The following is a 26,935-nucleotide window of genomic DNA, read 5'->3' as shown; positions in this document are numbered from 1 at the left end:
TATTAGTGTGCGTAAATGCTTTTTAGATATTCGATAAAGAAAACTTGCCGATCGGCATTAAAATTTCTTGAAGGAAAGTAAAAAGCTCGCCTTAAGGCGAGCTTTAGAGTTATCATTATTTCAATTAAAAAAAGCCCGCTTCGCGCGGACTTTTTTTATTATTTTGCAGCTTCGTATCGCTTATTAACTTCGTCCCATTTAACAACATTCCAGAATGCGTTAATGTAATCCGGACGTTTGTTTTGGTATTTTAAGTAATAAGCATGTTCCCAAACGTCAAGACCGAGAATAGGTGTTTTACCTTCCATTAAAGGAGAATCTTGGTTTGGTGTGCTGTAAAGTTCAAGTTCGCCATTGTTAACAACAAGCCATGCCCAGCCTGAACCGAACCGTGCAGCTGCTACATCAGCAAATTTTGATTTAAAATCCTCAAAACTTCCAAATTTAGCGTTAATGGCATCTGCCACCGCACCTGTAGGGTTACCGCCGCCGTTCGGGCAAAGAATTTGCCAGAAGAACGAGTGATTGGCATGACCGCCGCCGTTATTGCGGACAGCTGTGCGGATATCTTCAGGAACATCGTTAATGTTTCTCAAAAGATCTTCTACAGATTGGCTGGAAAGGTTGTCTTTTCCTTCAAGAGCTCCATTAAGTTTACTTACGTATGTGCCATGATGCTTATCATGGTGAATGCGCATTGTTTGTTCGTCAATATGAGGTTCAAGCGCATTATAGTCATAAGGTAGATCAGGAAGCTGATAATTAGCCATTTCTATTCTCCTCCTATGTAAACTTTTTTTATTTGGAAGAAAAATCACATTGTTTTCTCTTCCACTTTTTACATTATCAAAAATACCCCTTAACTGCAAATAATAAACCTTTAAAAAAAAGCCCTTTCATATTTATGAAAGAACTTTAGAACATTTATGTATTTAGTAGATTCATGTTGTAACTGATAAATAAAATGGCGGAGGAAGAGGGATTCGAACCCCCGCGGGCCGTTAAGCCCCTGTCGGTTTTCAAGACCGATCCCTTCAGCCGGACTTGGGTATTCCTCCGTTTTGGATGTTGGACGTTAGATGTTCGAGATTAGACTAAAAGTATCGCTTCGAAGCCAATTCATTGAATCTAATTTCTAACTTCCAACCTCTAACTTCTAAAATGGTGGACCCTGTAGGACTCGAACCTACGACCGGACGGTTATGAGCCGTCTGCTCTGACCAACTGAGCTAAGGGTCCATGGGGCGATTGATGGGGATCGAACCCACGCATGCCGGAACCACAATCCGGTGTGTTAACCACTTCACCACAATCGCCATATTTATTTGGTAGCGGCGGAGGGGATCGAACCCCCGGCCTCACGGGTATGAACCGTACGCTCTAGCCAGCTGAGCTACGCCGCCATAATTATTGGCTCCACAGGTAGGATTCGAACCTACGACCGATCGGTTAACAGCCGATTGCTCTACCACTGAGCTACTGTGGAATATTTTAAATTTATACCAGAAAAGCCTTAAAGACTTTGACAGTTTCTTCCTCTGTCAGAATATAAAATGTCGGAACAACACAGGTATAGATGTACGCCGTTCGGATTAATTTCGCGACAACAAAATTTATTTTAATTTATGTACTTTAATATGTCAAGCATTTTTAAATATCATGAATTACCGTCGATTTATCAAACAATATGACACGACATGTAATAATATATCACATACCTGAATATACCGCAATACTTATTGAAAAATATTAAATTTAGTTTCCTCTTAATTATAATAAATATCTTGTTTATTGAATATAGGTTTTGTAAAATGCAATTAGGTGATCAATTATGTCAATTTTTAAACAATTTATTAAAAATGTTATTCATCCAAGACAATCGGCAATGTTTCGGTTTCAGCGAATAGGTAAAACGATCAGTTATATCTTTTTCTTATCATTAATAGCAACCATTTTATTATCACCGGAAGCAATCAAACAACTTATCTCACAAAACCATTCCTTATCTTTTATTTTTATTCCAATTGCTTTTATATTCTATTATGTCCTTATCTCATTTGCCTTTTTTATTGGTATTTGCGTTTTGGCCGGCATTGGATTATTTGTCGCACGAATTTTACATAAACGGCTTAATTATCAGCAAATATGGTCCCTTTCAGCTAATGCAGTCACTTGGCCAACATTATGTTTATCAATTATCGAATGTTTCTATTCTCTTCCAAATGAAATGTTTGCGGTATTTATTTTATTTTGTTTAATGATGCTGGTTCTAATGATTTATACTGTACCAAAACCAAAAGCACCATCGAAAAGCAGCGGCAGTCCTTTTTAGGCTTCCGCTGCTTTCTTTTGAACAACTATTCTGGTGCCGTCAACTGAAATAACTAAGACAGCCTCTTCCTGTTTGAGCCATACGCCATCAGTGACTGCACTATACCGTTTACCTTCAATTTCTACTGTACCGACAGGACGAAAGGGGGTTTTGGTTATTCCTTCTTTACCGACAAGTTCCTTATAAGATTCGTTCATAGAGTTATACCCTGCTTCACCTGTCAACTGATCTCTTAAGGTAAGCTTAGACCAATATGACCGCGCGGGAAAAACCTTAAGAAATAAAAATGAACAAGCAATGCCCAAAATAAAGGCTGCCGCTACAGTTACACCATATAAAACAGAGGGGGTTGGCAATGCACAGGCTAAAATCATTAAAATAATGCCTATAATGGCTACTGAACCATTTGTGATCAGCTGACCATCAATGATAATTAATACGAGTCCGAGTATTAAGAGCCCAAGCATTAAAAATGGCGAACCATTTTGCAGATGGTAGATAAAATATAAAATAAACAATCCAATACCGATAACCGCAAATATCCCCTTGCTTTTTACAAGCATTTCACCAAACAATAATAAAGCTGCTATAAAAATGACAATAAATCCGATAAAAGGATAACTAAGAATAGCCATTAATACTGCTCCTTCATTCTTGAAGTTGGAGGTTAGAAGTAAGAAGAAGAGAAACACTTTACTTCGCAGCATCAGCCAATCTCAAACTTCCAACATCTAACTTCTAACCTCTAATAATATATACGCCCCCAATGTATAAAAGTTCCTTCTAATAAGTTAAAAAAACGGCATATTTAATAAAAATCTATCATATATATGATTCAAAACCATTTATGAGGATGCTGATGATGAAAAAATTTATTCTGTTAAGTGTTATTGGTCTAATTTCATGGACAAGTTATTCAGACATCACAAATGGTACACTTCCATCTGCTTATAAAACGCAAAATAATAGTCAATCGCAAATTGACATAAATTATAAAAAAATCACTGTAAACCCGGGAGATACTGTTTTATCAGTTGTAGAAAAAATTAATCCGGATAAATCCCTGTCAATCGAAAAAGTTATGTCTGATTTTAAAAAGCTTAACCCCGGCAGTAAACCAAACAAAATAGAGATTGGCCAAAGTTATAATTTCCCTCAATATTAAATAGGTTCTCCTTGCCAAAATAAACAAGGTACTGATAAAATAAACCATGTTGTTAAAATCAATGAATTGTTATTTTTTTATTATAAAAGGAGCGATCGGGTATGACTAAAATAACCCATCGAACACAAACAAGAAAAGTTAAAGTAGGTCCGCTAACTATCGGTGGTTCGAATGAACTTATTATCCAAAGCATGACAACAACTAAAACGCATGATGTCGAGGCAACAGTGGCAGAGATTCACCGTCTGGAGGAAGCCGGATGCCAAATTGTTCGGGTTGCTTGCCCTGACATGCGTGCTGCAGAAGCAATACCTGAGATTAAAAAAAGAATCAATATACCTTTGGTTGTTGATATTCACTTTAATTATAAACTGGCGCTTAAAGCTATTGAAGGCGGCGCTGACAAAATCCGGATTAATCCAGGAAATATTGGAAAACGAGAAAATGTTGAAGCTGTAGTTAAAGCTTGTAAGGAAAAAGGGATTCCTATCCGGATTGGTGTTAATGCCGGTTCATTAGAAAGACGTATTCTTGAGAAATACGGTTACCCAACAGCAGATGGTATGGTTGAAAGCGCGTTGTACCATATAAAAATATTAGAAGATCTGGATTTTCACGATATTATCGTTTCACTGAAAGCGTCAGACGTTAATTTAGCTGTTGAAGCTTATGAGAAGGCAGCCCAAGCCTTTGATTATCCGCTCCATCTCGGGATTACTGAATCAGGAACTAAATTTTCCGGTTCTATCAAAAGTGCTGCGGGGCTCGGGATTCTTCTTCACAAAGGCATTGGCAACACGTTAAGAATTTCTTTATCAACCGATCCTGTTTACGAAGTTAAAGTCTGCAGGGAACTTTTAAAAACTTTCGGTCTTGCTTCTAATGCGGCCACTTTAATTTCATGTCCAACATGCGGCCGGATTCAGATAGACCTTATTAAAATTGCTGAAGAAGTTGAAGAATATATTTCAAAAATTAAAGCACCGATTAAAGTTGCCGTCCTCGGCTGCGCCGTTAACGGGCCTGGAGAGGCGCGCGAGGCTGATATAGGAATTGCCGGCGGAAACGGTGAAGGTCTATTATTCCGCCACGGAGAAATTATTAGAAAAGTTCCAGAAGAAACCATGGTTGAAGAATTAAAAAAAGAAATTGATAAAATCGCTGAAGAATACCTTCAAAAAAGCAAGTAGAAAGAAGCTTGCGCTTATATTATCGCAGCTGCGACGAATTTTCATCTAAGTTGCCAAGATATACTTTCAGAAGTAAAAATAAAGCAGCCTGGAGTTTCCAGGCTGCTTTATTATTGACAGCTCTTTTTTATACTATCCATTCTGCAATTTCTTGAACAGGCTTTTTCTTTGGCGGTTCAGATTTAACTTCTTGCGGATAACCTATGTATAAATAACCTAAAACCATTCCCTTTTCAGAAATTTCAAAGGCCTTTTTCATCGCTTCTGTATAAGTCGGCTTTCCGGTCCGCCAAATGGATGCCAAACCCAGAGCATGGGCAGTTAACATCATATTTTGCACTGCACAAGCCGTAGCTTCTACTTCTTCAATTTGTTCAACTTTTTCTTTTTCGCTTGGTTCAACAGCTATAACAATAATGATTGGCGCCCGAAGTGCTTTATTTAACCCTTTATTGTAAGCCTCCGTTTTTTCTTCTTCTGAAGGATTAATAAGTTTTTCGACGTTAATTTTCCCATAAACGTCTCCAAGTTTTTTTCGTCCTTCCCCGGCAAGTACTGTAAAACGCCACGGCTCTGTTTTGAAATGATTAGGCGCCCAAATGGCTGATTCCAAAATCTTTTCAATATGATCACGAGGCGGCATCTCTTCAGTTACCTTGCCAATTGATCTTCTCGTCCGTATTGCTTCTATGACGTCCATACACCAAAACCCCTTTCAGTTTTAAACACTTTATATCATAACAATATCCAGTTCATATTTCTATATAGAACTCGCCGATTGGCAAGCTATAAGGCGGTAGCCTTTGTACTCCAGTGCACAAGTCCCGCTAACTCGCTCTGTTTGCAGTCGTACCTCGTTGCATTTACATTTTAATCTTTTAAAGAATTTAAACTTTTAAAGTGTATGAAAAGGAACATTCCATGTACGGAATGTTCCTAACCATTTAAAAGAAGAACGGCCGTGCAAACAGTGCAATAACGATAGCTGCGATACCAACACCGATTGCCCAAGCACCTAAAGTTTTTGCGCCTTGCCGTCTGGCAATAATGCCAATAATGATTCCCGCTGCCCCCATGATGATCGGTAAAAAGAATAAGCCAATCACGGAAAGTACAACGGCCAGCCAGCCTAGCCCGGCTCCCTCAGTTTCTTCATCAGCGTCATTCGTGTAAACATCCCGATCAACAGCCGCCTCAGCTGCATACTCTTCGTTATAATCGTCATCATCATCCTGATTGTAAATATTATATAACGAAGAGTCGCTATCATATTCCTTGTCTTTAAAATGATCCTTGTCAGCCATCGTGATCCCTCACTTTCTATTTAAGGATCACTTATAGTTTGGCAAATAGGCTGACCTTTCATTAATGTAAAAGATACCATTTTGAAGGATTTCAAAAAGTCCGGGAAAAAGTGCTCCTGCGCCGTAGTATATTCACTGAAGTATCTCTACTTCTCGTCGCAAAGCTGCATGGATGTTAATTCAAGCAGCGGCTTAGCTGCCTAAGAACTTCCGACGCACAGGACGTGCTAGTACTGGCGTTGTCACATGGACGTGACGTTTTTAGCCAGTGTCGGCTCTTTTTATCCTCCTTTTTGAACTCAACCTTTTAGATTTCAAAAAAAACGCATGGTTATTCTTCTATAAAGGGAAGGGTAAAGGTAATGACAGTTCCCTCACCTAACTTGCTCTCTATAAAAAATTCACCTTTATGATCTCCAATGATTTTTTTACAAAGAGGGAGCCCAATACCGGTACCATTTTCTTTTGTTGTAAAAAATGGTTTGCCTAACTGCTCTAACACAGATTTCTTCATACCAGGTCCATTGTCGGAAACTTTGACTTGATAAACATGCTTTAATGCTTTTGTTTCGATTTTAAACCTTTTATCATGCTGATCTTCCGGAAAAGCCTCAACCGCGTTTCTAAGAAGATTTAAGATAATTTGTTTTATCATTGATTTATCAAGGAAGATCTTCCGATTTGTTTTCTCAAAGTGATAATCAAAGGTGATATTCCGCAATATGCATTCTGAACGAATCAGCGGAATTAATGATTGAAAAAGTTCATTTGGCTCTTGTACTAATTTTCTTGAGTTATTACGGGATAATGATAAAAAGTCTTCAATTATTTCGTTCATACGATCAATTTCCGACAAAATCGTTCGATAATATTTCTCTATATTATTAGTAAGACCTGAAAGTTGAATAAAACCTCTAATTACTGATAACGGATTTCTAAGTTCATGAGCAAAGCCGGCAGCAAGATGTGAAACTGACTCCATTTGGTGCTTATCCTTTATCAAACTGTTAAATTCATCCATATTATTTTTATTATCAATAATAAAAATAATATGATCGTTATCCTCTAAATAAATACCGTGTATATGATATAAAACGTCATTATAAACATGGAATCGTTGCAAATTTTTATGGGAGTCCCGGATTTCCTTTGTTAAATGAACCATTGTCTCAACGATTGGATGGTTTTTATCATACTTTTTACTATAATACTTTTGGGTGATTAACTCTTTATTGCAATAATAAAGCTCATCCTTTTCATTGAGCTCAAGGATGATAATATCTAAAGCATTTAAAATGATTTCAGATTTATGTAAATGGTACTCTTCACTTCTTTGTTTTAAGCTTGTATCAATGCATTGTTGACCAACAAGGAGAATCTTATTTTTGTGAAATTTCCCTTTGTATAAATATTTTTTATATGCACCATTTACTTTTAAATATAAATATTTGGATAAAACCTCTCCAGTTTCAATTAACTCATGAAAAAACATGAGTGCATCATTTTTTGAACGCATTGACAAATGTTCAAAAAATTGTTCGCCATTTTCTTTAATAAGTTTATCGCCATTCATATTACTTTTGATAATTTTCCCATTTAAAGCTACACAAAAACGAACCTCTAAAGACAATTCATTTTCAAACCATTGATCGTTTAGGGTAGAAACACAAGATTCAGAATCGCGCCGAATAATAATCCCTCCCCTCTGTGACAAAACATAATCAAAATAACTATAACAATTATTATACAGAAACAATAATACTTTACATAGAATGAAAAGAAAGTATCTATAGACAAAGTCTGCGGGTGTCTTGTCACCTTATTACGATTTCGATCATTTCTTGTTGATTCACACTTTGGGTGCTCCTACATATCATATACAAGAATATTTCAAGAAAGTGATTGGAGAGGTGAACTTGAGTGAATCAAATGATTAGACAGTTTGTAAATCAAAAAATCAATCATATAACACCCCAAGAATTATTGCAGCTAAGCCAACAATACGGTTTTGATCTTTCAAGGACCCAAGCTGAAAAAATCTCCAAACTGTTAAGAGGAAAGAATATTGATATTTTTAATGACCGGGATAGGCATCAAGTACTACAAAATGTATCACAAAACATTGATGCTAATCTCGCAACAGAAATTAACCGTATGTTTAATGAATTTATGTAAATAACAAGCGATAATCAATAACACGAAGAACTCTTCGTGTTATTGATTAGTTATGTCCTCTATTAAATGCTCATTAAACGTTTCATTCTTAAGCATATCGATTTCAAATTTATAAGGCGGTTTTTTATTTTTTTTATCTTGACCTACATATGGCGTCTCTAAAATTTTAGGCAGATCTTTTAGCTGATCATGGTGCACAATATAATTAAGAGCATCAAAGCCAATATGGCCCATGCCAATATTTTCATGGCGGTCTTTGCGCGCACCGCATACATTTTTGCTGTCATTAATGTGTACAACTTTTATCCTGTCTAAACCAACAATTTTATCGAATTCGTTAAGTACTTCGTCAAAATTTTGTACAATATCATAGCCGGCATCGTGAGTGTGGCACGTATCAAAACATACAGAAAGCTTGTCATTGCAGCGGACACCATTAATAATCTCAGCCAAATGTTCAAACCGGTAACCGCATTCCGAGCCTTTACCTGCCATCGTCTCTAAAGCAATTTGCACCTTATCATCTTTACTTAAAACCTCATTGAGCCCTTCAATGATTTTTTTAATTCCTGCTTCTTCTCCCTGACCGACATGGGAACCCGGGTGTAAAACAATTTGTTTAGCTCCTATTGCTTCGGTACGGTCAATTTCTTTTCTCAAAAAGGATACACCGATTTCAAAAGTCTCGGGTTTTACTGTGTTTGCGATATTAATAATATATGGCGCATGGACGACAATATCTTTAATACCGTGCTTTTCCATATGTTCACGGCCTGCTTCAATATTAAGTTTCTCAAGGGCTTTTCTTCGTGTATTTTGCGGAGCACCGGTATATATCATAAATGTTGAAGAACCATAAGATGCAGCCTCTTCACTTGCACCTAATAACATTTTGTCGCCGCTCATGGAAACATGTGAACCAATTTTCAACAAATCTAAACACTCCTCTCACGACCATTCTAACACATTCCTTAAAGGTTAGAAATTATATATTGAAAGCATTTAAATGTTTCGAAGCTAGGCTTTTTCTCCAACTTCTCACTTCTAACCTCCAACTTCCAGAATAGACAACACTTATCCCCTGGCAAAAGCATAAGATAACATAGGTACTAGAGGTTAGATATTAGATGTTGGATGTTAGATTTTTGTAAAGCTTCGAAGCTAAGCTTATTCTCTAACTTCTTACTTCTAACATCCAACTTCTAGAATGGAAGGAGTGACGACATGTTTCCTTTTAGGCAAACACAGCAAATGCCAGTGCAGCCAACAAATATGATGCCACAAAATATGATGCCGCAAAATATGATGCAGCCATTTATGGGAGGCGGGTTTCCAGGTCAAGCCGCATCAGGATTTCCTCAAGCTGCCTCAGGATTTCAAACAGGTACGCAAGGGGCTTCCGGAGGATTACAAGGATTAGGGCGATTATTTAACTCAGGCAATGCACTTGGTTCGGGTAATGCGCTTGGTGCCGGCAACACACTCAGCAGTATGGGCAACGCCCTGGGTTCTGGTATGTCCGGATCCGGCGGCGGCATGTTAGGAATGTTTTCAAACTTGCAAAAAGCGGTTAAAACAGCTCAAACCGTTATTCCAATGGTTCAGCGATTCGGTCCAATCGTAAAAAACGCACCTGCACTATTTAATATGATGAAAACATTCAGGGAAATTAATAAAGCCGGCGACAGCGATACGGACAATGAACAAAATAATGATACAGGTACTGAAGAAACAAATTCTGATACCGCCGCTGAAAAAAAAGACGATAATAAATCAAAAGAAAATGACTCTAATAAAACAAAATCTAAAAAAGATAATTCACAGAAAACTGATCAGAAATCTGCAAAAGAAAACAAGCATGATAAAAAAGAAAAAAGACAAACTGCAAGTAAAAAGGCAGATAAAAAAACTTCCACTCCTAAACTATATATATAAAAATTGATTCATTGTCTTATGATGACGCCTCCTTTATAATAATGAGAGACAAGTAAAATGATTTTTCTTCAGCTTCAATAAGGAGGCTATTTTTTATGGATGTTACTAAAGTGTCACCAAGAGGCTATTGTTATGGTGTTGTGGATGCAATGGTTATCGCAAGAAAAGCAGCGATGAACAAAGATTTGCCAAGACCTATTTATATCTTAGGTATGATTGTCCACAACAGTCATGTCACTGATGCTTTCAAAGAAGAGGGTATTATTACTCTTGATGGAAAAGAAAGAATTGAATTAATGAAAGATATAGATCACGGTACAGTTATTTTTACGGCCCACGGCGTTTCACCGGAAGTTCGTCAATTAGCTGAGGAAAAGGGTTTAACAACGATTGATGCCACCTGTCCTGATGTAACCAAAACCCACGATCTTATTGAAAAAAAGAAAGAAGAAGGCTATCAAGTCATTTATATTGGTAAAAAGGGTCACCCTGAGCCTGAAGGGGCTGTCGGGGTAGCTCCGGACATTGTCCATCTTGTGGAAACCCATGCAGACGTAGATCAATTAGATATAAAAACGGATAAAATAATTATAACGAATCAGACAACAATGAGCCAATGGGACGTTCGAGAAATCATGAATCATATAAGAGAAAAATATCCGCATGCAGAAATTCACAACGAGATTTGTTTGGCAACACAAACAAGACAGGAAGCTGTTGCGGAACAGGCCAAAGAAGTTGACTTGCTGCTTGTTGTCGGTGACCCAAGAAGCAATAATTCAAACCGTCTTGCCCAAGTGTCTGAAGAAATAGCCGGGACAAAAGCCCACCGGATTGCCGACCTTTCAGAGCTTCAATTAGATTGGCTGAAAGGCGTTAATAAGGTTGCGGTAACTGCCGGCGCTTCCACTCCGACACAATTAACAAAAGAAGTTATTCTTTTTCTTGATCAATATGATCCAAATGACCCTTCAACATGGAATACGGAATCAAAAGCCCGCAGCAAAGATATTTTGCCGAAAATAAAAATCAAAAAGAAGCCAAAAATAACAGATTAAAGAAAACTTGCCGATTGGAAAGCCTGAAAAGGCGTAGACAAAGGCCTAGTTGCCAAGATATACTTTCTGATAGGTAAAATAAACGGTCGATATAAAATCGACCGTTTTTAATATCGTTCAATGGTGCTATACTCTCCACGTTTTAAATGAAAGTAAACGGGTTTGTATTAACACTGGACTCAATCACAATGGTCCCATCATAACCTGAAGATTGAATGACTTCTTTGAAGAACCGGCTGACGCCTTCTTTTACAACTTTTTCAATATGGTGACCCGCATCAATGACATTCAGATCATGAAGAATTGCGTCATGGGCTGTATGATAATAGACATCCCCTGTGATAATAACATCCGCACCTTTATACTTAGCAAACGGTATTAAGCTATTACCGTCACCGCCGGAAACAGCCACTTTTTTTACTTTTGTGTCCGGGCTGCCTGTTATGCGGACTCCGTCAAGATCAAAGCATTCTTTGACATGCTCAGCAAGTTCTTTTAATGTCATTGAATCGGTTAGCTCTCCAATCCTTCCCAACCCAAAAGCCTTACCTTGATTATTCAATGAATAAATATCATAAGCAACTTCTTCATAAGGATGACTGGCTAACATTTTATTTACAGTACTTTTTAACAAGGGTTCAGGAACAATGGTTTCGATCCTTATTTCTTGAACTTGTTCCAGTTCGCCTTTTTTCCCAATATAAGGATTCGTACCTTCTTCAGGTAAAAAAGTCCCGGTACCTTGAATATTAAATGTACAATGGCTGTAATTGCCGATTGCCCCGGCGCCGGATGCACCAATCGCTTCACGGACTATGCCTGCATGGCTTTCCGGCACAAAAACTGATAATTTATATAACGGTTCAGTATAAGTCGGTTTTAAAATTTGGCAATTTTTCAGACCTAGTTTATTTGCCAGCATATCGTTAATTCCGCCTTCTGCAACATCTAGGTTAGTATGGGCTACATATACGGCAATATCATGCTGCAGAAGTTTAGAAACGATTTTACCCTGACCGCTGTCTGTACGAATATCTTTTAACGGTCTAAAAATAACTGCATGGTGGGCAAAGATTAGATCAACATTTTTTTCAATTGCTTCGTCTGCAACATTTTCTAAAATATCTAAGGTAACCATGACTTTTTTCACTTTTTTATTAAGTGTTCCAATCTGGAGACCGATCCTGTCATTTTCAAAAGCTAATTTTTTCGGTACCCAGTCTTCAAAAGCTTGAATCAAGGTTTGTCCATGAATGAATTGTCCCAATGTAATCCCCTTTCTATAAGAGCAGCCTTTTTGTTAAACTGTTGTTTCTTTTGAAGAATTTCTTCTGTTTGCTCCGTTTTATCAAGTGACTTTAAGATGTTTTTAACCTTTTGAAGTTCAATTGCCCATTTCTTTGCAAATATTTTATCCTGCTTCTGCAAGAGGAATGGCCCCATCAAGCATTCTATTTCGGAAAGATTAACAGGTTGAGCAGTTTGTGAGGAAATAAGCATTTCATAAATATGCCCATCTTCCTCAATGATATCTTCGTTTGTAATCGTCCAACCATTTGAAGACAGCCACTCCCGAACTGTATCAGAAGCAACATTCGGTTGAAGGATAAGCGTTGTTTCACGGGTGAGCTTATGAGATCCTTCATCAAGAATTTTTCTAATTAGACTGCCGCCCATCCCCGCAATGACAACAACGTCAGTCTCACCCCGGTCAATAACCGCAAGCCCATCTCCCAAACGGACAGAAATTGCTTTTTCCAAACCAAGCGACTGAACCGTACGTAAAGCTGATTGAAAGGGACCTTCATTAACTTCCCCGGCTATCGCCCGGTTGATTAGCCCTTTTTGATAAGCATAACAAGGCAGATAAGCATGGTCTGACCCAATGTCACTCAGTGTTTTTGCATGACTTGGTATGTAAGATGTTAAGCGCTGTAATCGCTTTGATAACTGAATCTGTTCCATATAACCACCGTAATTATCTATATTTTATTTTCATTAACTATCATACCATACCCCGGCCTATAACCAAATGACACAAAAATAACGATCCTAAAAACAGGATCGTCTTAATCATATCATCTTATTTATTTTTTCTTAGACAGCCAATCAGCCACTTTTTGTGCCTCTTCGCCTTGAATAACATTTGCCGGCATGCCGCCGCCGCCATTTTTAATTTGTTTTAAAATTCTGTCCTTGGAAATCTTTTTACCGATATGTTGGAGATTTGGCCCTGCTCCGCCTTGAAGGTTTTGTCCATGACAAGATGAACAATTTTGCTTAAATATTTCTTCAGGCTTTACATTTGCTGTATCTGACTTTCCCGCCTTCTCCGCTTGGCGATCTTGTACAATATTACCGCCCCATACCGACAATACTATAACAAATATAATGCCCAAAACAGCGATAATACCGAACGGTACAAGTGGATTCCGCTTCATTTAGCAATCCCCCTATGTAACATAATTTTTGTACAAGCACGGCAAATTTATAAATATTATTTCTCTTTATATTTTACTGTAAATTCTAAATAAATAAAAGTCCAGATAAAAAAGTCATGATATTGTCACAGTAAAGAAAACTCCGCCCTTACTGAAGGCGGAATAACTAAGACATTAATGACTATTTTTCTTTAACAGCCAATCTCCCGGGCAATAACCATCCTTTGCACTTCAGATGTTCCTTCTCCTATTTCAAGCAATTTGGCATCTCTAAGATAACGTTCAACTTTATATTCTCTCATATAACCATTGCCCCCATGAATTTGAATGGCATCACGGCAAACCTCCATACAAATTTCCGATGCATATAATTTACACATTGAGGCTTCTTTTGAAAATTTCTTTTCTTGATCTTTTAACCATGCCGCTTTATAAACCATGTTACGGGCAAGCTCTATTTTTAATGCCATATCTGCTAATTTAAATTGAATGGCCTGGTTTTTGGAGATTGATCTTCCGAATTGCATCCTTTGTTTTGCGTAGTTAAGAGCATCTTCGTATGCTGCTTGGGCAATGCCTACAGCCATAGCTCCTATACCGATTCTTCCGCCGTCTAATGTTATTAGGAATTGTTTAAATCCTTCGCCGCGTTTTCCTAAAATATTTTCTTCAGGAACGCGTACATTTTCAAGAAAAAGCTCTGTTGTATTTGAAGCGTTTAAACCCATCTTTTCATAGGGTTCAGTTATAGAAAAACCATCGGCATCTGATGGAACGATAATAGCGCTTATTTCTTTTTTTTCATTTAATCGGGAGGTAATGGCAGTCAAGGGTATAACCTTAGCATACGATGCATTTGTAATAAAACATTTGCTTCCGTTAATAACCCATTCTCCACCGTCTAATTTTGCTTCTGTTTCTGTGCCGCCGGCATCTGAACCGGCGTTTGGCTCTGTCAATCCAAATGCTCCTAAAGCCTCTCCTTGGCATATGGGTACTAAATAATCTCTCTTTTGTTCTTCAGTCCCGAATAAATTTAATGGCGCTCCCCCAAGTGAGACATGGGCAGAATATGTAATTCCCGTAGAGCCGCACGCCCGGCTTAATTCTTCAACGGCAATGGCAAAACATATCGTATCAGCTCCCCCGCCGCCATATTCCTCTGGAAAGGGCAAACCTAATATGCCAAGCTGACCGAGCTGTTCAAAAATCTCTTTCGGAAAAGTCTTATCTCTATCTCTTTGTACAGCACCGGGTGCGACAACTTCATCAGCAAACTCTTTCATCACTTTTTTTATCATGCTTTGTTCACCTGTTAAATTAAAATCCATGCTTCTCTCCTCCCATCACTTATGTATACGCTTACAATCAATTATAAAATAAAAAGGCGTGTTATTTCAATCTTTTAAAAAATTTAAATATTAACCCCAAAAATAAACCCTCTATAAACATAGAAGTCTCAAGGGTTTATTTTAAACACCGCATAATGGATAAATAATAATTTACAAATCTCGATAAAAGATGTATTTGCAAATCATAAAAAAAGTCAGTAAAATAAATGACAAGATAACAAAAAAGTTTACTTCAAAATGAAGTAAACTTAAGAGGATGTTTAAAAACGTCTATTCTAAAAAGTCTTTAAGCTGCTTACTGCGGCTTGGATGGCGCAGCTTTCGAAGGGCTTTAGCTTCTATTTGCCTAATACGCTCTCTTGTGACACCGAACACCTTTCCAACTTCTTCTAAGGTTCTTGTTCTGCCGTCATCTAAACCAAATCTTAAGCGCAGCACATTTTCTTCCCTGTCCGTAAGAGTATCAAGAACGTCTTCAAGCTGTTCTTTCAGCAGTTCATACGCAGCTGCATCTGATGGCGCCTGAGCATCCTGGTCTTCAATAAAATCGCCAAGATGGGAATCGTCTTCTTCGCCAATTGGAGTTTCCAGCGAAACAGGCTCTTGGGCTATTTTTAGAATTTCCCTTACTTTATCAGGCGGCAGTTCCATCTCTTTGCCTATTTCTTCAGGTGTAGGTTCCCGGCCTAAGTCTTGTAACTGTTGGCGCTGTACACGAATCAGTTTATTAATGGTTTCAACCATATGCACAGGTATTCTGATAGTTCGTGCCTGATCGGCAATCGCTCTTGTAATGGCCTGTCTAATCCACCATGTTGCATAAGTACTGAACTTGTATCCTTTTCTGTAATCAAATTTTTCAACGGCTTTTATAAGGCCCATATTGCCTTCCTGAATAAGATCAAGAAATAACATTCCCCTGCCTACATAACGTTTGGCAATGCTGACAACAAGCCTTAAATTTGCTTCTGCAAGGCGCCGCTTAGCTTCTTCATCGCCTTCTTCAATTCTTTGAGCAAGACTAATCTCATCCTCCGCAGATAATAAATCAACGCGCCCGATTTCTTTTAGATACATTCTGACAGGGTCATTAATTTTTACACCCGGCGGTACACTGAGATCATTAAGATCAAATTCCTCTTCTTTGTTATTTCCGGCATTGTCGGTATTATGAATATCTTCAAGGACATCAACTCCCTGATCCTCAAGATATTCATAAAACTCATCCATCTGCTCTGAGTCTTGATCAAATGGCGCAAGACGTTCTGAAATATCACTATATGAAAGAGCACCTCGTTTTTTCCCTAATTCAACAAGTTGTTCTTTCACTTGATCAATGGTTAATTCGTGGTCAGCCTTGCTTTGTTTCTCTGCCATTTGATCCCCTCCTTCCAATACTCTTAATTCTAATTTAACGTTCCTTTAAGTTCTTTCTTCATGGAGATAATCTCGGCCAGTAAGTTAGCTGCCAAATCTACATCATGATTTTGTTCGGCCTTTTTTCTTTCTTCTTCTTTTTCTTTAATGGCTTCGGCCTTCCCATGCTTTTTCACTTGGTCTATATAATCTTGTATTTCCTTTTCGGATGCGGATTCGTTAACTTGCATCATGGCAATATCGGAGGCAGCATTTTGTAACTCCGGGTCATTTAACCGCTGAACAAATAAGCTAATATCAGGCGGAGTGCCATCTTCATAAAACCCGTATAAATGTGCTGCAATTGCCTGATGAATATCAATATTAAATGAACCGCCAATTTGATCCCGGACAAGTTCTGCGATTTCCGCATCTTTCATCATATGAGCAAGCAATTGTCTTTCGGCCGTATGGTAAGCAGGATACAGTGTATTTTGTTTGACTATTTTAGATGCTGAAGCAGATGTGCGTTCATTTCCATATTTCTTTGTTTGCCGGTAAATTTGAAATTGCTGCTGTTTTAGAGCATCAAGCGATATAGAAAATTCATCGGCTAGCTGCCTAAGGTAATGATCTCGTTCAACAGCTTTCGTAAGCCCGGCTATCTCATGTAGTACATCTTCGATATAGCGCATCTGATCTCCTTCATCATAAAGATTTCGTCCTGTACGCAAGTAGTCCATTTTAAATGCCATGAGCGTTTGGCTAGCCCCTATTACATCGTTCCGAAAACGTTCACCGCCTAATTTGCTAATGTAGTCATCGGGGTCAAGATTCTCAGGCATTTTTGCAATTTTTATCGTCCTGCCGCTGTCTTTTAACATTTCCGCCGCACGGAACGAAGCCTCAATACCAGCCTTATCTGAGTCATAGCATATTATAATAGTTTCAGCGTTTCTTGTTAAAAGTCCTGCTTGTTCTTCTGTTAAAGATGTACCCATAGAAGCGACAGCATTCGTAACGCCTGCTTGATGGGCTTTAATAACATCAACATATCCTTCTAATAAAACAGCCTGATTTTTTTGTTTAATGGCGGAGCGAGCCAAATGATATCCGTAAAGAATATTTCCTTTATGAAATATATTAGACTCAGGCGTATTTATATACTTTGGTTTTTCATTTGTTAATATCCGTCCCCCAAAAGCAACGGTCTTTCCTCTTCGATCCCAAATTGGAAATATAATACGGTTTCTGAAACGGTCAAAGAATTTATTATCGAAGTTTCGTTTTGAGATAATCCCCGCTTTTTCTATAATGGGAAGCGGCAGACCTCTTTTTTGTAAAAACCGTGTTGCCATCTCCCATGAATCGACGGCATACCCAATTTGAAATTTCTCGATTGTTTCCTCTGAAAAGCCGCGCCTTATAAGGTATTCTTTTCCTTTTTGCCCATATTTTGAATTACACAGTACATAATGATAAAATTTTGTTAAGAGCTCAAGTGCTTGGTAAAGCATTTGCTTCTCTTGCTGGTTTTTATTATTTTTCTGTTTGTCTTGAATTTGTGAATCAGCTAATTCAATATGCGCTTTTTCAGCTAAAAACTGGACAGCTTCCGGAAATGAAAGGCCCTCAATTTCCATGATAAAGGTAAAAATATTGCCGCCCATATGACAGCCAAAGCAGTGGAAAATTTGCTTATCAGGCGATACAGAAAAAGATGGTGTTCGCTCATTATGAAAAGGGCAGAGCGCTGAATAGCTCTTTCCTTGCTTCTTTAATTGAACATATTCACCAATGATATCAACAATGTCCAAAGACTTTCGTATTTTTTCGATCGTTTCTTCCTGTATCCGCATAATCCCAACACCACCAATGGCATTTTACTCCTGTTAAGTATTACTTATATATTTGATGTTTATTTTGAGCAAATATTCATAAATGATGTTAATATAAATGGTTTAACAACTCTTCTAAGGCATTGTAAAAATTGTCCCGGTCCTGTCTTGTGAACGGCTTGGGACCCTTAATTCTGTTTCCTTGCGCCAATTGTTTGTAGGATAAATATCTTTTGTTCAATATATTAGGCATGTCCTTCTCTCTTATGGTATTCCCATGCGGCGTTAACACATATACCTGTTTATGCGTCAGCAAGCCGGCAAGTCCCATATCCTGGGTGACAACAATATCCCCTTCCTTAACGTTATTGACGATATATAAATCAGCGGCTTCTTTATCGGGATCAACAAACACCCATTCTTGTGTACGCTCAATCGAAAAATGCGAATAAGAAGCGACAAAAACTAACGATATCGGAAAATGAGTTGATAATTGACTAATTTCCTTTTTGACAGGGCATGCATCAGCATCAACGAAAAGCCTTCTCTCCTTATGCATATTATTTAATTTCTATATCCTCTCGTTAAAATCCTTCATGAAGGATCATGTTTAAATTTTGCGAAATTTGTCGAATAGAGATGGAAATAAACTATAATTGTTATTTTAATCACAAATATGTATTATAATACATTTAAAATACAAAGATCAATCAAAACAACAAATAATTTAATAAAAAATATAATACACCGGTAAATAACACGGTGTATCAATTAATTTACAATTGAATTATTTAACTAAAGCAAGAATTCTATTAGCTGTTTCCTCAACTGCCCGGTTTGAGACATCGATAATTCGGCAGCCGATTTTATTCATGACGTTTTCGAAATGATTTAACTCCTCTTTAATCCGGTTGATTTTGGCATAATTAGCAGTTGAATCAAGGCCAAGCGCTGCCAGCCTTTCTATTCGGATATGATTTAACTGTTCCGGACTGATACGCAAACCGAAGCATTTATCAGGATTTATTTTAAATAATTCTTCCGGAGGGTCTACTTCAGGTACGAGCGGTACATTGGCCACCTTATAACGCTTTAGAGCAAGATATTGTGATAAAGGCGTTTTCGATGTCCGGGATACGCCAATTAGAACAATATCAGCCTTTAAAATGCCTCTTGGATCTCTCCCGTCATCGTATTTAACAGCAAATTCGATAGCTTCCACTCTCTTGAAATAATCTTCATCAAGCTTATGGATAAGCCCCGGTTTATAACTGGGCTCCAGGTTAAAGATAGATTCCATTTTATTAATCGTCGGCGTTATAATATCAATACATTCAACATTATTCTCTTCAGCTTTTTGAACTAAATGGTTTTTCATTTCCGGAACAACAAGTGTAAATGCAATCAATGCCCTGTTCTCTTTAGCCGAAAAAATAATTTCATCGATCGTTTCAAGATCATTGACAAACGGGAATTTCTCAACATCAATATCCCTGTCCTTAAACTGTATCGCTGCCGCTTTTATGACCGATTCAGCAGTTTCTCCTACAGAGTCTGAAACAATATATACTTTTTTTACATAAATTGAATTTTTCATTTTTTATCCCCCTATGAGGTTAATCAAATTGTCCTTCCGCCAGTTCAACAAAAGCCCGGGTTACATTTGTTTTTGTTAATCTGCCGGTAACTTCCAGTCCCTTGTCTGTTTCTTTAACAACCGGCATGCCGTCGATTTGCCGTTCAATAAGAAGTTTTGCTACATCAATAATAAGATCATGACTATGACAAAAAGTGATATTAGGCATCCGGGACATGATGACACTAATTGGTATTGCGGAAAGGTCCTGATTCCCCAGGCTAGCCCGAAGCAAATCCTTTCGCGAAAGCGCTCCTATTAATACTCCGTCTTTATTGACAACAAAAAGAGTACCGACATCTTCTAAAAACATTGTACAAATAGCATCATACGCTGAAGCAGATTCTTCAACAACGACAGGTATAGATTGATAAGACTTTACGGTCATCCTTTTTACTTTATCTGTAAGAAGCTGAGATTGCGTTTTTCCAGTATAAAAATAGCCGACCCTTGGACGAGCATCTAAAAAACCCGACATCGTCAGAATGGCTAAATCCGGTCTCAGAGTTGCCCTTGTCAAATTTAGCTTCTCAGCAATTTGCTCGCCGGTTATAGGGCCATTTTCTTTTGTAATTTCAATAATCTTTTTTTGGCGTTCGTTAAGTTCCATCAATTCACCGCCCTTCTTATCCAAATGTCATCTAATTATTTATTATAATCGAAAAGCAAACAGGTTTTAACGAATTCGTTTAATAAATTTTATAAAATGCGAAACTCCTATTTCTTTTTTACGAAAAGAAATAGGAGTTAGCGCTTCTCTCGATTAATCAAATTTTTTTCAAATGAATCAAGTTGGTCTAAAAAACGTTTTGATTTAAGGTGCAACCCGGAATAATGATCGTAATAAGCTGTTAAGATTTGTTTTAATTCATTTTTTGTCTCTTTTTTAAGATCAACTTTACCTAACCTTTTTAAGTCAAAATGTTTAAATAAACGCAATAATTTTCCGGATGTTTGTGACATTGGAATATTGTAGTGGTCATTTTTAGAACAGCGCTGGCATATCAGTCCTCCTCCGGAAATTGAAAAATTAAACGGACCGTCTTGTAAACCGCATTGTATACAGCGGTCTAATTCCGGTTCAATCCCCGCTGCACTCAGCATTTTAACTTCAAATATCATTAATAAAACTTCCGGGTCGATGCCTTCATCAATGTAATTAAGTATTTGTAAGAGCAGTTCAAATAAGTACGGATTTTTGACGTTTTGATCTGTCAGTTTGTCTAACATTTCCACAATATAAGCGGCGTAAGCCATTTTATACAGGTCAGTCTTTAATTCACGAAAAGGAAGAAGGGGTTCACCTTGATGCAATACACCCAATCCTTTCCCTTTTTGGTAGAGAAACTGACCGTACATGAGAAGCTGACTGACTGCAGACAATTTACTCTTTGTTTTTTTAGCACCGCGGGCCATCAAACCGATTTTACCATGCTCCCTGGTAAATAAGGTAATAATTTTGTTTGTTTCCCCATAATTGATTGTTTTTATAATAATTCCTTCGGTTTTCTCCATCAAGGAACTTCACCTGCTTACAACTTTATTGTATCGGTTGATCCTCAATTTTCTCCCATTCATTTATTTCCATAACTTCATCATGTTCATTTTCCATTTCTTTTATCAATAGATAGGTGTCAATATTGCCAGTCATGCAAAAGACCTTCCACGTAAAGTCTAACATGATTTAAACCACCTTTCATATTTGCAACCCGTAATATTAGGATTTGTTAAATCTTCAAAAACATGATAAGGAAATTTTGTTAATTTAAATGGGTCAGTACTCGTCCTCGCCAAAACCAAAATCACGAAGCTGTGACTCTTTGTCACGCCAATTTTTTTGAACCTTTACCCAAAGTTCTAAAAACACTTTTGATCCGAGAAGCGATTCAATATCTGCTCTTGCAAGTGATCCGACTTTTTTGAGCATACTTCCTTGTTTTCCAATAATAATCCCTTTTTGTGAAGGCCGTTCAACAATAACAGCGGCTTGTATATATACGACACCGTTGTCTTTGCGTTTCATTTGGTCAATGATTACTGCAATAGAGTGCGGCACTTCTTCTTTTGTTAAATGGAGAATCTTTTCCCGAATTAATTCGGCAACTATAAATCGTTCCGGATGGTCTGTTACCTGATCCTCGGGGTAATATTTAGGCCCCTCCCCAAGATATGAAGTAATTTGTTCTAATAATGTATTCACATTATTGCCTTGAAGTGCAGAAATGGGGATCACTTCTTTAAAATCATACTTAGTTCTGTATTCTTCAATCAGAGGCAGCAGATGATCCGGATGCACTTTATCAATCTTATTTAAGATTAAAAAAACAGGTGTTTTAGCATTCTTAAGCAGATCAATAATATATTGGTCTCCTCTTCCATAACCTTGCTCAACATCTATCATAAAAAGCACTAAATCAACTTCATTTAGTGTATTTTGAGCAATCCTTGTCATATATTGACCAAGCTTATGTTTGGGTTTATGAATGCCTGGCGTGTCAATAAAAACGATTTGTGCATTGTCAGAAGTATAAATGCCTTGTATTTTATTTCTTGTTGTTTGGGCTTTATCACTCATTATGGCTATCTTTTGACCCAGTACATGATTTAATAGTGTTGATTTACCAACATTGGGTCTGCCGATTAGAGCAACGAATCCCGATTTGTATGGTTCTTGACTCATTAGGTTAAATCCTCCGCTAAAAATGCTCCAGGTAAGAGTTTTTCCACAGTAGTGTATTGTGTCTCACCGGAAAGGTTGGTTAAAATGACTTTCATATCAGGCGGACACAACTCAGCCATTACTTGCCTGCATGCACCGCATGGCGGTACAGGTCTCTTAGCATCAGCAATGACAGCAAGTGCCGTATATTCCTTTTCCCCTTCGGAAAACGCTTTAAAGATCGCTGTCCTTTCCGCACAATTACATAATGAGTAAGCAGCATTTTCAATATTAAAACCTGTGAACACTTGTCCACCTTTTGTAAGAAGGGCCGCGCCAACTTTATATTTGGAATAAGGAACATAGGCATCTTCACGCGCTTTCTTAGCAAAAGTCATCAATTCTTTATCATCCATTTGAATACCCCCTTTATCGAAAGCTTTATTATAATAGTGTCTTATATAATATCATAAAACCGATGATGACTGAAATAATGGAAAAGCATAAAACTGCCCCGGCCGCGGTATCTTTTGCGGCTTTGGCAAGCGGGTGCGGCTTTTGTGTCGTTAAATCCACCGCTCTTTCAATAGCTGTATTGACGAGTTCAAGGCTGATCACACCGCCGATAAGGATTAAAATAATCATGAAGTCCGTCAATGTTACATGAATCAAAATAGCCGAGACGATGACTATTATCGCCACAATTGATTGTATATGTAAATTCCTTTCCCGTTTAAAAGCTGAAATGATGCCTGAGAAAGCGAATGTTAGTCTTTTTAGAAAGTTGTCCGCTTCACGTTTTAAATTGAACACTTAATCAAACCTCGAAAGGCCAAAGGATTCTAAAATGTCATCCTGCAGGGTAAACATTTCTTTTTCATCCTTTTCGGTCATATGATCAAATCCAAGCAAGTGAAGAAAGCCGTGGATGACTAGAAATCCCAGCTCTCTTTGAAAAGAATGGCCGTAATACTCAGCCTGTTCATGGGCTTTAGGCAATGAGACGATAATATCACCAAGGACTCTTGGCGAGTTTTCGCCAATGATATCCACTTCGTCATCTCCAAGCTCTTCAAGCGCGAACGATATCACATCCGTCGGTTGATCTTTATTTCGATATTCAGCATTTATTTCCTGAATGCGTTTATTATCTACAAAAGTGACAGACAACTCTGCTTCATCATCAATGTTTAACCGGGTTGCAGCATGCTCTAATAAATCTATTGCAAGCTGTTGATCGGCTTTCTTTAATTCTTCAGTTTCATCATACATGTCGATCGTTAATATCACTTGTTATTCACCTTCTTATGATCCGATTCATCCGGATATTCAATACGGGAGTGGAAAACACCGTTTAGTGTTTCACAGATAGATTCTTTAACCATTCGAAGTTCATTTAATGTAATATCGCACTCATCGAATTGACCATCCTCTAACCGTTCATTAAATATCTTTTGAACCAATGATTCGATTTTCATAGGAGTCGGCTTGGCCATCGACCTAACAGCCGCTTCAATACTGTCAGCTAATTCAATAACAGCAGCTTCTTTTGTTTGCGCTTTGGGTCCTGGGTAGCGGAATTCACTTTCAAGAACTTCCTGGTCTGTATTTTCTTTCGCCTTATAATAAAAATACTTGAGTAAAGTTGTGCCGTGATGCTGCTCGGCAATCTCAATAATTTCCTTTGGCATATGATGCTTTCGCAAAATATCGGCACCATCATAAGGATGTGAAATAATAATTGTCCGGCTGAGCTGCGGCGATATTTTATCATGCGGATTGTCATGATTAAATTGATTTTCAACAAAGAAGCGGGGACGTTTTGTTTTGCCTATATCATGATAATAGGCAGCTACCCTTGCAAAAAGACCGTTAGCCCCTATCACATCACAAGCTCTCTCAGCAAGATTGGCGACCATAACACTATGATGATAGGTCCCGGGCGCTTCCATTAAAATTTTCCGCAATAAAGGATGGTTAGGGTTTGATAATTCAATAAGTTTTATGGGCGATAAAATGCCGAACGTCGCTTCAAAGAATGGCATAAGCCCGAATGTCAAGACAGTTGACAAAAGACCGGAAAGAAAAGCAAAACCAAGGGTTAAGCTTGTTTCATAAAGATGAAGCGTTCCGTTTTGAATAAAAATTAAACCCGCTACAATGACAACATTAATAATTGAAATAATAAAACCGGTTTGCACCAGCCTAAATCGTGTACCATGGCCTTTAAGAGCAAATACGCCTGCCAATGATGACAGTAATAGATAAACGCCCATAGGCATGTCAAACACATTTGTTGATGATGCTTCGCCAAACATTAAACTGCCGCATAAACCAAACACAGCACTTGAGACAATGGCAAGCCGTTTATTAAGAAGCATTCGAATCAGCCAAGCCCCAGTCGCGATAGGAACCACGTAATTAATTCCAACAATATGCGTATTTTTCAGAATGCTGTCCAACTTAATTAATAACAATATAAAAATAAATATAACCAGAAAGATTAACAACCGTGTCACGTCAGGTGCACCTTGCTTTGTTTTAAAATGCTGACATTCTATAATCAGCAAGGCTGTTAAAAACAGAACAAAAATAGCAAGACCGACAAATGGCAGGGCCTTTAAATGGTTGTCTAACAATCCGACAACTTTTAATTTGTGCATAACGTCGCGGGTGATTAATTCGCCTTTTTTTACAATGACTTCTCCTTGATGGATAACGACATTATCCACCTGCCTCGCAGCTTCTTCCTTATTTCTTTTAGTTGCGCCGGCGTCAAACACATAGTTGGGTACAATCGAATCTTTCAAAATGTTAATCATCGCCAGGCGCATTTCCTTAGATGTAACAGATGAAGGAATCATTTTCGAAGCATCCTTTTGGACGCGGTCAAGATCACTCCATTTAATTTTATTATTCATCGTTTCATAAATGGCCGTATTAACCATATCCTGCGCTACAGATAATTCATTGTCTGAAGCTTTTAAGAGCGTCTCGATTGTATGATCTGAAAGCTCATCATTTGATGAATCAGACAGCTTATCTCTCACCTTTTTAACATTTTCTTTCATAGAAGACGAGCTATGCTTATCAGACTTGCTTTTGACCTCATTTATCACATCAAAAATATCGCCGGCTTTCTCAACTTGCATGAGAGCGGCATCTTTCTTATAAACATAAGTTGATGGCGCCGATTCTATTGCTTCTTGCTGTTTGACCTTTGTTGCTTGTTTATCAATGGTTTCAACGGGGGATTGAATATCATACTTTGCAATGTCGTGCAGATGGACATTAAGCTTTTTTGGAATCACTGAATTGATCATTGCAATGTACATTGCAATGCCAAGGAGGACATATATCCCCCAAATAAAATATGGCTTACCTGCAAAATGCCTCCAATCCTTTCCTGAATCCTTATGCTTCATGTTCATCCTCCTGCCAAGTATGCGATATTCAATAATCTCTCTTGTTATCTTTAAGAGATTGTTTAAGCAACGTCTGTAAGCTTGTTAACCTTCATACGCTTCAATAATTTTTTGCACTATTGGGTGGCGTACAACATCTATGCTTGAAAGCTCTATAAAAGAAATACCTTTAACATTCTTTAAAATTTGACTTGCCGTATTTAAACCGGATGATTTCCCTTTTGGCAAATCAACTTGGGTAATATCACCCGTGATAATCATTTTTGAACCGAATCCTAGACGGGTCAAAAACATTTTCATTTGTTCATTTGTCGTATTTTGGGCTTCGTCAAGAATGACATAAGCATCTTCCAGCGTTCTTCCTCTCATATAGGCAAGCGGAGCAATTTCAATCGTTCCCCTATCAATGAGGCGCAGGGTATGTTCCGCCCCCAATACATCATGAAGTGCATCATATAGAGGTCTTAAATATGGATCCACTTTTTCCTTAAGGTCTCCGGGAAGAAAACCAAGACTTTCTCCGGCTTCAACCGCTGGTCGAGTCAGGACGATTCGTTTGATATCACCTGATTTTAAAGCTGTAACGGCCATTACAACAGCCAAATAAGTTTTTCCGGTTCCTGCAGGTCCTATTGCGAAAACCATATCATTCTTTCTCATTGCATTTATGTATCTCTTTTGCCCAAGCGTTTTAACGCGAATGGCTTTTCCCTTTGCATTAACAGTTATTTCCTCGTTGTAAATGTTATTTAACTCCTCAATCATCCCTTCTTTGGCCAATTGAATAGCATAGACAACATCCCGCTCAGTTATTTGTTTGCCTTGTTTTATAAGGTCTAATAAGGCATTTAGAACCGTCTCTGCAATTTGAACATCATGATGTTCACCGGAAATATTGACGGCGCCGCCTCTTGTTACGATTGACAAGCCTAAAGTATCTTCTATAACTTTTAAGTTAGCGTCACTCGGGCCGAATAAGGAAATAGCCTCATTTGCTTTTTTTATTTCTAAATCTATTGTATATAATTGGCGTTCTGACAAATTACTCAGTCTCCTTGAATCAATATCA

29 protein-coding genes and 5 tRNA genes are annotated in these 26,935 nt (G+C 37.9%); 6 read left to right on the top strand and 28 right to left on the bottom strand.

Going from position 1 to position 26,935, the window contains the following annotated elements; all coding sequences use genetic code 11:
• Positions 1–158: 158 nt before the first annotated feature.
• The 6 genes from ACFQRG_RS10215 to ACFQRG_RS10190 form a co-directional block, all read right to left on the bottom strand.
• Positions 159–770, bottom strand: a complete 612-nt coding sequence (locus tag ACFQRG_RS10215) for a superoxide dismutase (RefSeq protein WP_380965797.1) — start codon at positions 768–770, stop codon at positions 159–161.
• A 195-nt stretch (positions 771–965) separates the two neighbouring features.
• A tRNA-Ser gene (locus ACFQRG_RS10210) sits at positions 966–1,058 on the bottom strand.
• 104 nt (positions 1,059–1,162) lie between these two features.
• Positions 1,163–1,239: transfer RNA gene (locus ACFQRG_RS10205), tRNA-Ile, on the bottom strand.
• Between the two features lies 1 nt (position 1,240).
• Positions 1,241–1,316 (bottom strand) — tRNA-His (locus ACFQRG_RS10200).
• Positions 1,317–1,326: 10 nt separating this feature from the next.
• A tRNA-Met gene (locus ACFQRG_RS10195) sits at positions 1,327–1,403 on the bottom strand.
• 8 nt (positions 1,404–1,411) lie between these two features.
• Positions 1,412–1,486 (bottom strand) — tRNA-Asn (locus ACFQRG_RS10190).
• A gap of 345 nt (positions 1,487–1,831) precedes the next feature.
• Between ACFQRG_RS10190 and ACFQRG_RS10185 the strand changes: the two genes are divergently transcribed.
• Entirely contained in the window at positions 1,832–2,332 is a 501-nt protein-coding gene (locus ACFQRG_RS10185; RefSeq protein WP_380965796.1) for a DUF1189 family protein, read from the top strand.
• On the opposite strand, the gene ACFQRG_RS10180 is transcribed toward ACFQRG_RS10185, so the two are convergent.
• Positions 2,329–2,967, bottom strand: coding sequence for an NfeD family protein (locus ACFQRG_RS10180; protein WP_380965795.1), 639 nt, complete (start codon positions 2,965–2,967; stop codon positions 2,329–2,331). The two genes, ACFQRG_RS10185 and ACFQRG_RS10180, sit on opposite strands and share 4 nt — an antisense overlap.
• 224 nt (positions 2,968–3,191) lie before the next feature.
• On the opposite strand from ACFQRG_RS10180, the gene ACFQRG_RS10175 reads away from it, so the two are divergent.
• Both ACFQRG_RS10175 and ispG read left to right on the top strand, forming a co-directional pair.
• Positions 3,192–3,497: a LysM peptidoglycan-binding domain-containing protein gene (locus tag ACFQRG_RS10175; RefSeq protein WP_380965794.1), complete on the top strand. Its 306-nt coding sequence runs from the start codon at positions 3,192–3,194 to the stop codon at positions 3,495–3,497.
• Between the two features lie 101 nt (positions 3,498–3,598).
• The gene (gene ispG / locus ACFQRG_RS10170; protein ID WP_380965793.1) at positions 3,599–4,687 is read left to right on the top strand and encodes a flavodoxin-dependent (E)-4-hydroxy-3-methylbut-2-enyl-diphosphate synthase; all 1,089 of its coding nucleotides are present in this window, start codon (positions 3,599–3,601) and stop codon (positions 4,685–4,687) included.
• 127 nt (positions 4,688–4,814) lie between these two features.
• On the opposite strand, the gene ACFQRG_RS10165 is transcribed toward ispG, so the two are convergent.
• The 3 genes from ACFQRG_RS10165 to ACFQRG_RS10155 form a co-directional block, all read right to left on the bottom strand.
• Positions 4,815–5,387, bottom strand: coding sequence for a nitroreductase family protein (locus ACFQRG_RS10165; protein ID WP_380965792.1), 573 nt, complete (start codon positions 5,385–5,387; stop codon positions 4,815–4,817).
• A 244-nt stretch (positions 5,388–5,631) separates the two neighbouring features.
• Positions 5,632–5,991: a DUF4190 domain-containing protein gene (locus ACFQRG_RS10160; RefSeq protein WP_380965791.1), complete on the bottom strand. Its 360-nt coding sequence runs from the start codon at positions 5,989–5,991 to the stop codon at positions 5,632–5,634.
• Positions 5,992–6,322: 331 nt separating this feature from the next.
• Positions 6,323–7,705 carry a two-component system sensor histidine kinase NtrB gene (locus ACFQRG_RS10155; protein ID WP_380965790.1) on the bottom strand — a complete coding sequence of 461 codons (1,383 nt, stop codon included), beginning with the start codon at positions 7,703–7,705 and terminating at the stop codon, positions 6,323–6,325.
• Positions 7,706–7,920: 215 nt separating this feature from the next.
• On the opposite strand from ACFQRG_RS10155, the gene ACFQRG_RS10150 reads away from it, so the two are divergent.
• Positions 7,921–8,166 (top strand): DUF2624 family protein, encoded by a 246-nt coding sequence (locus ACFQRG_RS10150; RefSeq protein ID WP_380965832.1) that lies wholly within the window; start codon positions 7,921–7,923, stop codon positions 8,164–8,166.
• A 39-nt stretch (positions 8,167–8,205) separates the two neighbouring features.
• Here the strand turns inward: ACFQRG_RS10150 and ACFQRG_RS10145 are convergent, their stop codons facing one another.
• Positions 8,206–9,099: a deoxyribonuclease IV gene (locus tag ACFQRG_RS10145; protein ID WP_380965789.1), complete on the bottom strand. Its 894-nt coding sequence runs from the start codon at positions 9,097–9,099 to the stop codon at positions 8,206–8,208.
• Between the two features lie 291 nt (positions 9,100–9,390).
• Between ACFQRG_RS10145 and vrrA the strand changes: the two genes are divergently transcribed.
• Both vrrA and ACFQRG_RS10135 read left to right on the top strand, forming a co-directional pair.
• Positions 9,391–10,101: a VrrA/YqfQ family protein gene (vrrA, locus tag ACFQRG_RS10140; RefSeq protein WP_380965788.1), complete on the top strand. Its 711-nt coding sequence runs from the start codon at positions 9,391–9,393 to the stop codon at positions 10,099–10,101.
• 95 nt (positions 10,102–10,196) lie between these two features.
• Positions 10,197–11,159, top strand: a complete 963-nt coding sequence (locus ACFQRG_RS10135; protein ID WP_380965787.1) for a 4-hydroxy-3-methylbut-2-enyl diphosphate reductase — start codon at positions 10,197–10,199, stop codon at positions 11,157–11,159.
• 142 nt (positions 11,160–11,301) lie between these two features.
• Here the strand turns inward: ACFQRG_RS10135 and ACFQRG_RS10130 are convergent, their stop codons facing one another.
• The 17 genes from ACFQRG_RS10130 to ACFQRG_RS10050 all read right to left on the bottom strand — a co-directional run bounded on the left by ACFQRG_RS10130 (position 11,302) and on the right by ACFQRG_RS10050 (position 26,907).
• Complete coding sequence (locus ACFQRG_RS10130) at positions 11,302–12,426, bottom strand: Nif3-like dinuclear metal center hexameric protein (RefSeq protein WP_380965786.1); 1,125 nt, start codon at positions 12,424–12,426, stop codon at positions 11,302–11,304.
• A complete protein-coding gene (locus ACFQRG_RS10125) occupies positions 12,396–13,124 on the bottom strand; it encodes a tRNA (adenine(22)-N(1))-methyltransferase (RefSeq protein ID WP_380965784.1) in 729 nt (242 codons plus the stop codon). The genes ACFQRG_RS10130 and ACFQRG_RS10125 overlap by 31 nt, the downstream gene beginning before the upstream one ends.
• Positions 13,125–13,246: 122 nt before the next feature.
• A complete protein-coding gene (cccA, locus tag ACFQRG_RS10120; RefSeq protein ID WP_380965783.1) occupies positions 13,247–13,600 on the bottom strand; it encodes a cytochrome c550 in 354 nt (117 codons plus the stop codon).
• Between the two features lie 191 nt (positions 13,601–13,791).
• Complete coding sequence (locus tag ACFQRG_RS10115; protein WP_380965781.1) at positions 13,792–14,931, bottom strand: acyl-CoA dehydrogenase family protein; 1,140 nt, start codon at positions 14,929–14,931, stop codon at positions 13,792–13,794.
• A gap of 291 nt (positions 14,932–15,222) precedes the next feature.
• A complete protein-coding gene (rpoD, locus tag ACFQRG_RS10110; protein ID WP_380965779.1) occupies positions 15,223–16,329 on the bottom strand; it encodes an RNA polymerase sigma factor RpoD in 1,107 nt (368 codons plus the stop codon).
• A gap of 29 nt (positions 16,330–16,358) precedes the next feature.
• Complete coding sequence (dnaG, locus tag ACFQRG_RS10105) at positions 16,359–18,167, bottom strand: DNA primase (RefSeq protein WP_380965778.1); 1,809 nt, start codon at positions 18,165–18,167, stop codon at positions 16,359–16,361.
• Positions 18,168–18,255: 88 nt separating this feature from the next.
• Entirely contained in the window at positions 18,256–18,705 is a 450-nt protein-coding gene (locus ACFQRG_RS10100) for a YaiI/YqxD family protein (RefSeq protein ID WP_380965777.1), read from the bottom strand.
• A gap of 228 nt (positions 18,706–18,933) precedes the next feature.
• A complete protein-coding gene (locus tag ACFQRG_RS10095; RefSeq protein WP_380965776.1) occupies positions 18,934–19,743 on the bottom strand; it encodes a pyruvate, water dikinase regulatory protein in 810 nt (269 codons plus the stop codon).
• A gap of 19 nt (positions 19,744–19,762) precedes the next feature.
• Entirely contained in the window at positions 19,763–20,392 is a 630-nt protein-coding gene (locus ACFQRG_RS10090; RefSeq protein WP_380965775.1) for a helix-turn-helix transcriptional regulator, read from the bottom strand.
• Positions 20,393–20,529: 137 nt separating this feature from the next.
• Positions 20,530–21,300, bottom strand: a complete 771-nt coding sequence (gene recO / locus ACFQRG_RS10085) for a DNA repair protein RecO (protein WP_380965774.1) — start codon at positions 21,298–21,300, stop codon at positions 20,530–20,532.
• Positions 21,301–21,322: 22 nt separating this feature from the next.
• Positions 21,323–21,463 (bottom strand): YqzL family protein, encoded by a 141-nt coding sequence (locus tag ACFQRG_RS10080; protein WP_380965773.1) that lies wholly within the window; start codon positions 21,461–21,463, stop codon positions 21,323–21,325.
• Between the two features lie 93 nt (positions 21,464–21,556).
• Positions 21,557–22,462, bottom strand: a complete 906-nt coding sequence (gene era / locus ACFQRG_RS10075; RefSeq protein ID WP_380965772.1) for a GTPase Era — start codon at positions 22,460–22,462, stop codon at positions 21,557–21,559.
• Entirely contained in the window at positions 22,462–22,857 is a 396-nt protein-coding gene (locus ACFQRG_RS10070) for a cytidine deaminase (protein ID WP_380965771.1), read from the bottom strand. The genes era and ACFQRG_RS10070 overlap by 1 nt, the downstream gene beginning before the upstream one ends.
• 28 nt (positions 22,858–22,885) lie before the next feature.
• A complete protein-coding gene (locus ACFQRG_RS10065) occupies positions 22,886–23,254 on the bottom strand; it encodes a diacylglycerol kinase family protein (protein ID WP_380965770.1) in 369 nt (122 codons plus the stop codon).
• Positions 23,255–23,731: an rRNA maturation RNase YbeY gene (gene ybeY, locus ACFQRG_RS10060; protein ID WP_380965769.1), complete on the bottom strand. Its 477-nt coding sequence runs from the start codon at positions 23,729–23,731 to the stop codon at positions 23,255–23,257.
• Positions 23,728–25,866: an HD family phosphohydrolase gene (locus tag ACFQRG_RS10055; protein ID WP_380965768.1), complete on the bottom strand. Its 2,139-nt coding sequence runs from the start codon at positions 25,864–25,866 to the stop codon at positions 23,728–23,730. The genes ybeY and ACFQRG_RS10055 overlap by 4 nt, the downstream gene beginning before the upstream one ends.
• Before the next feature lie 84 nt (positions 25,867–25,950).
• A complete protein-coding gene (locus ACFQRG_RS10050; RefSeq protein WP_380965767.1) occupies positions 25,951–26,907 on the bottom strand; it encodes a PhoH family protein in 957 nt (318 codons plus the stop codon).
• Between the last annotated feature and the right edge of the window lie 28 nt (positions 26,908–26,935).

It is taken from the genome of Scopulibacillus cellulosilyticus (assembly GCF_042665295.1).
GTDB classification, from domain to species: domain Bacteria; phylum Bacillota; class Bacilli; order Bacillales; family Sporolactobacillaceae; genus Scopulibacillus_A; species Scopulibacillus_A cellulosilyticus.
Note: the sequence above shows the minus strand (reverse complement) of the source record. Positions and strands in the feature narration are given on the sequence as shown.

What these genes read in the sequence shown, in the direction of transcription:
- ACFQRG_RS10215 (WP_380965797.1), bottom strand. Translation starts at nt 770, where the DNA reads ATGGCTAATTATCAGCTTCCTGATCTACCTTATGACTATAATGCGCTT.
- ACFQRG_RS10185 (WP_380965796.1), top strand. Translation starts at nt 1,832, where the DNA reads ATGTCAATTTTTAAACAATTTATTAAAAATGTTATTCATCCAAGACAA.
- ACFQRG_RS10180 (WP_380965795.1), bottom strand. Translation starts at nt 2,967, where the DNA reads ATGGCTATTCTTAGTTATCCTTTTATCGGATTTATTGTCATTTTTATA.
- ACFQRG_RS10175 (WP_380965794.1), top strand. Translation starts at nt 3,192, where the DNA reads ATGATGAAAAAATTTATTCTGTTAAGTGTTATTGGTCTAATTTCATGG.
- ispG (WP_380965793.1), top strand. Translation starts at nt 3,599, where the DNA reads ATGACTAAAATAACCCATCGAACACAAACAAGAAAAGTTAAAGTAGGT.
- ACFQRG_RS10165 (WP_380965792.1), bottom strand. Translation starts at nt 5,387, where the DNA reads ATGGACGTCATAGAAGCAATACGGACGAGAAGATCAATTGGCAAGGTA.
- ACFQRG_RS10160 (WP_380965791.1), bottom strand. Translation starts at nt 5,991, where the DNA reads ATGGCTGACAAGGATCATTTTAAAGACAAGGAATATGATAGCGACTCT.
- ACFQRG_RS10150 (WP_380965832.1), top strand. Translation starts at nt 7,921, where the DNA reads ATGATTAGACAGTTTGTAAATCAAAAAATCAATCATATAACACCCCAA.
- vrrA (WP_380965788.1), top strand. Translation starts at nt 9,391, where the DNA reads ATGTTTCCTTTTAGGCAAACACAGCAAATGCCAGTGCAGCCAACAAAT.
- ACFQRG_RS10135 (WP_380965787.1), top strand. Translation starts at nt 10,197, where the DNA reads ATGGATGTTACTAAAGTGTCACCAAGAGGCTATTGTTATGGTGTTGTG.
- ACFQRG_RS10125 (WP_380965784.1), bottom strand. Translation starts at nt 13,124, where the DNA reads ATGGAACAGATTCAGTTATCAAAGCGATTACAGCGCTTAACATCTTAC.
- cccA (WP_380965783.1), bottom strand. Translation starts at nt 13,600, where the DNA reads ATGAAGCGGAATCCACTTGTACCGTTCGGTATTATCGCTGTTTTGGGC.
- ACFQRG_RS10115 (WP_380965781.1), bottom strand. Translation starts at nt 14,931, where the DNA reads ATGGATTTTAATTTAACAGGTGAACAAAGCATGATAAAAAAAGTGATG.
- rpoD (WP_380965779.1), bottom strand. Translation starts at nt 16,329, where the DNA reads ATGGCAGAGAAACAAAGCAAGGCTGACCACGAATTAACCATTGATCAA.
- dnaG (WP_380965778.1), bottom strand. Translation starts at nt 18,167, where the DNA reads ATGCGGATACAGGAAGAAACGATCGAAAAAATACGAAAGTCTTTGGAC.
- ACFQRG_RS10100 (WP_380965777.1), bottom strand. Translation starts at nt 18,705, where the DNA reads ATGCATAAGGAGAGAAGGCTTTTCGTTGATGCTGATGCATGCCCTGTC.
- ACFQRG_RS10095 (WP_380965776.1), bottom strand. Translation starts at nt 19,743, where the DNA reads ATGAAAAATTCAATTTATGTAAAAAAAGTATATATTGTTTCAGACTCT.
- ACFQRG_RS10090 (WP_380965775.1), bottom strand. Translation starts at nt 20,392, where the DNA reads ATGGAACTTAACGAACGCCAAAAAAAGATTATTGAAATTACAAAAGAA.
- ACFQRG_RS10080 (WP_380965773.1), bottom strand. Translation starts at nt 21,463, where the DNA reads ATGTTAGACTTTACGTGGAAGGTCTTTTGCATGACTGGCAATATTGAC.
- era (WP_380965772.1), bottom strand. Translation starts at nt 22,462, where the DNA reads ATGAGTCAAGAACCATACAAATCGGGATTCGTTGCTCTAATCGGCAGA.
- ACFQRG_RS10070 (WP_380965771.1), bottom strand. Translation starts at nt 22,857, where the DNA reads ATGGATGATAAAGAATTGATGACTTTTGCTAAGAAAGCGCGTGAAGAT.
- ACFQRG_RS10055 (WP_380965768.1), bottom strand. Translation starts at nt 25,866, where the DNA reads ATGAAGCATAAGGATTCAGGAAAGGATTGGAGGCATTTTGCAGGTAAG.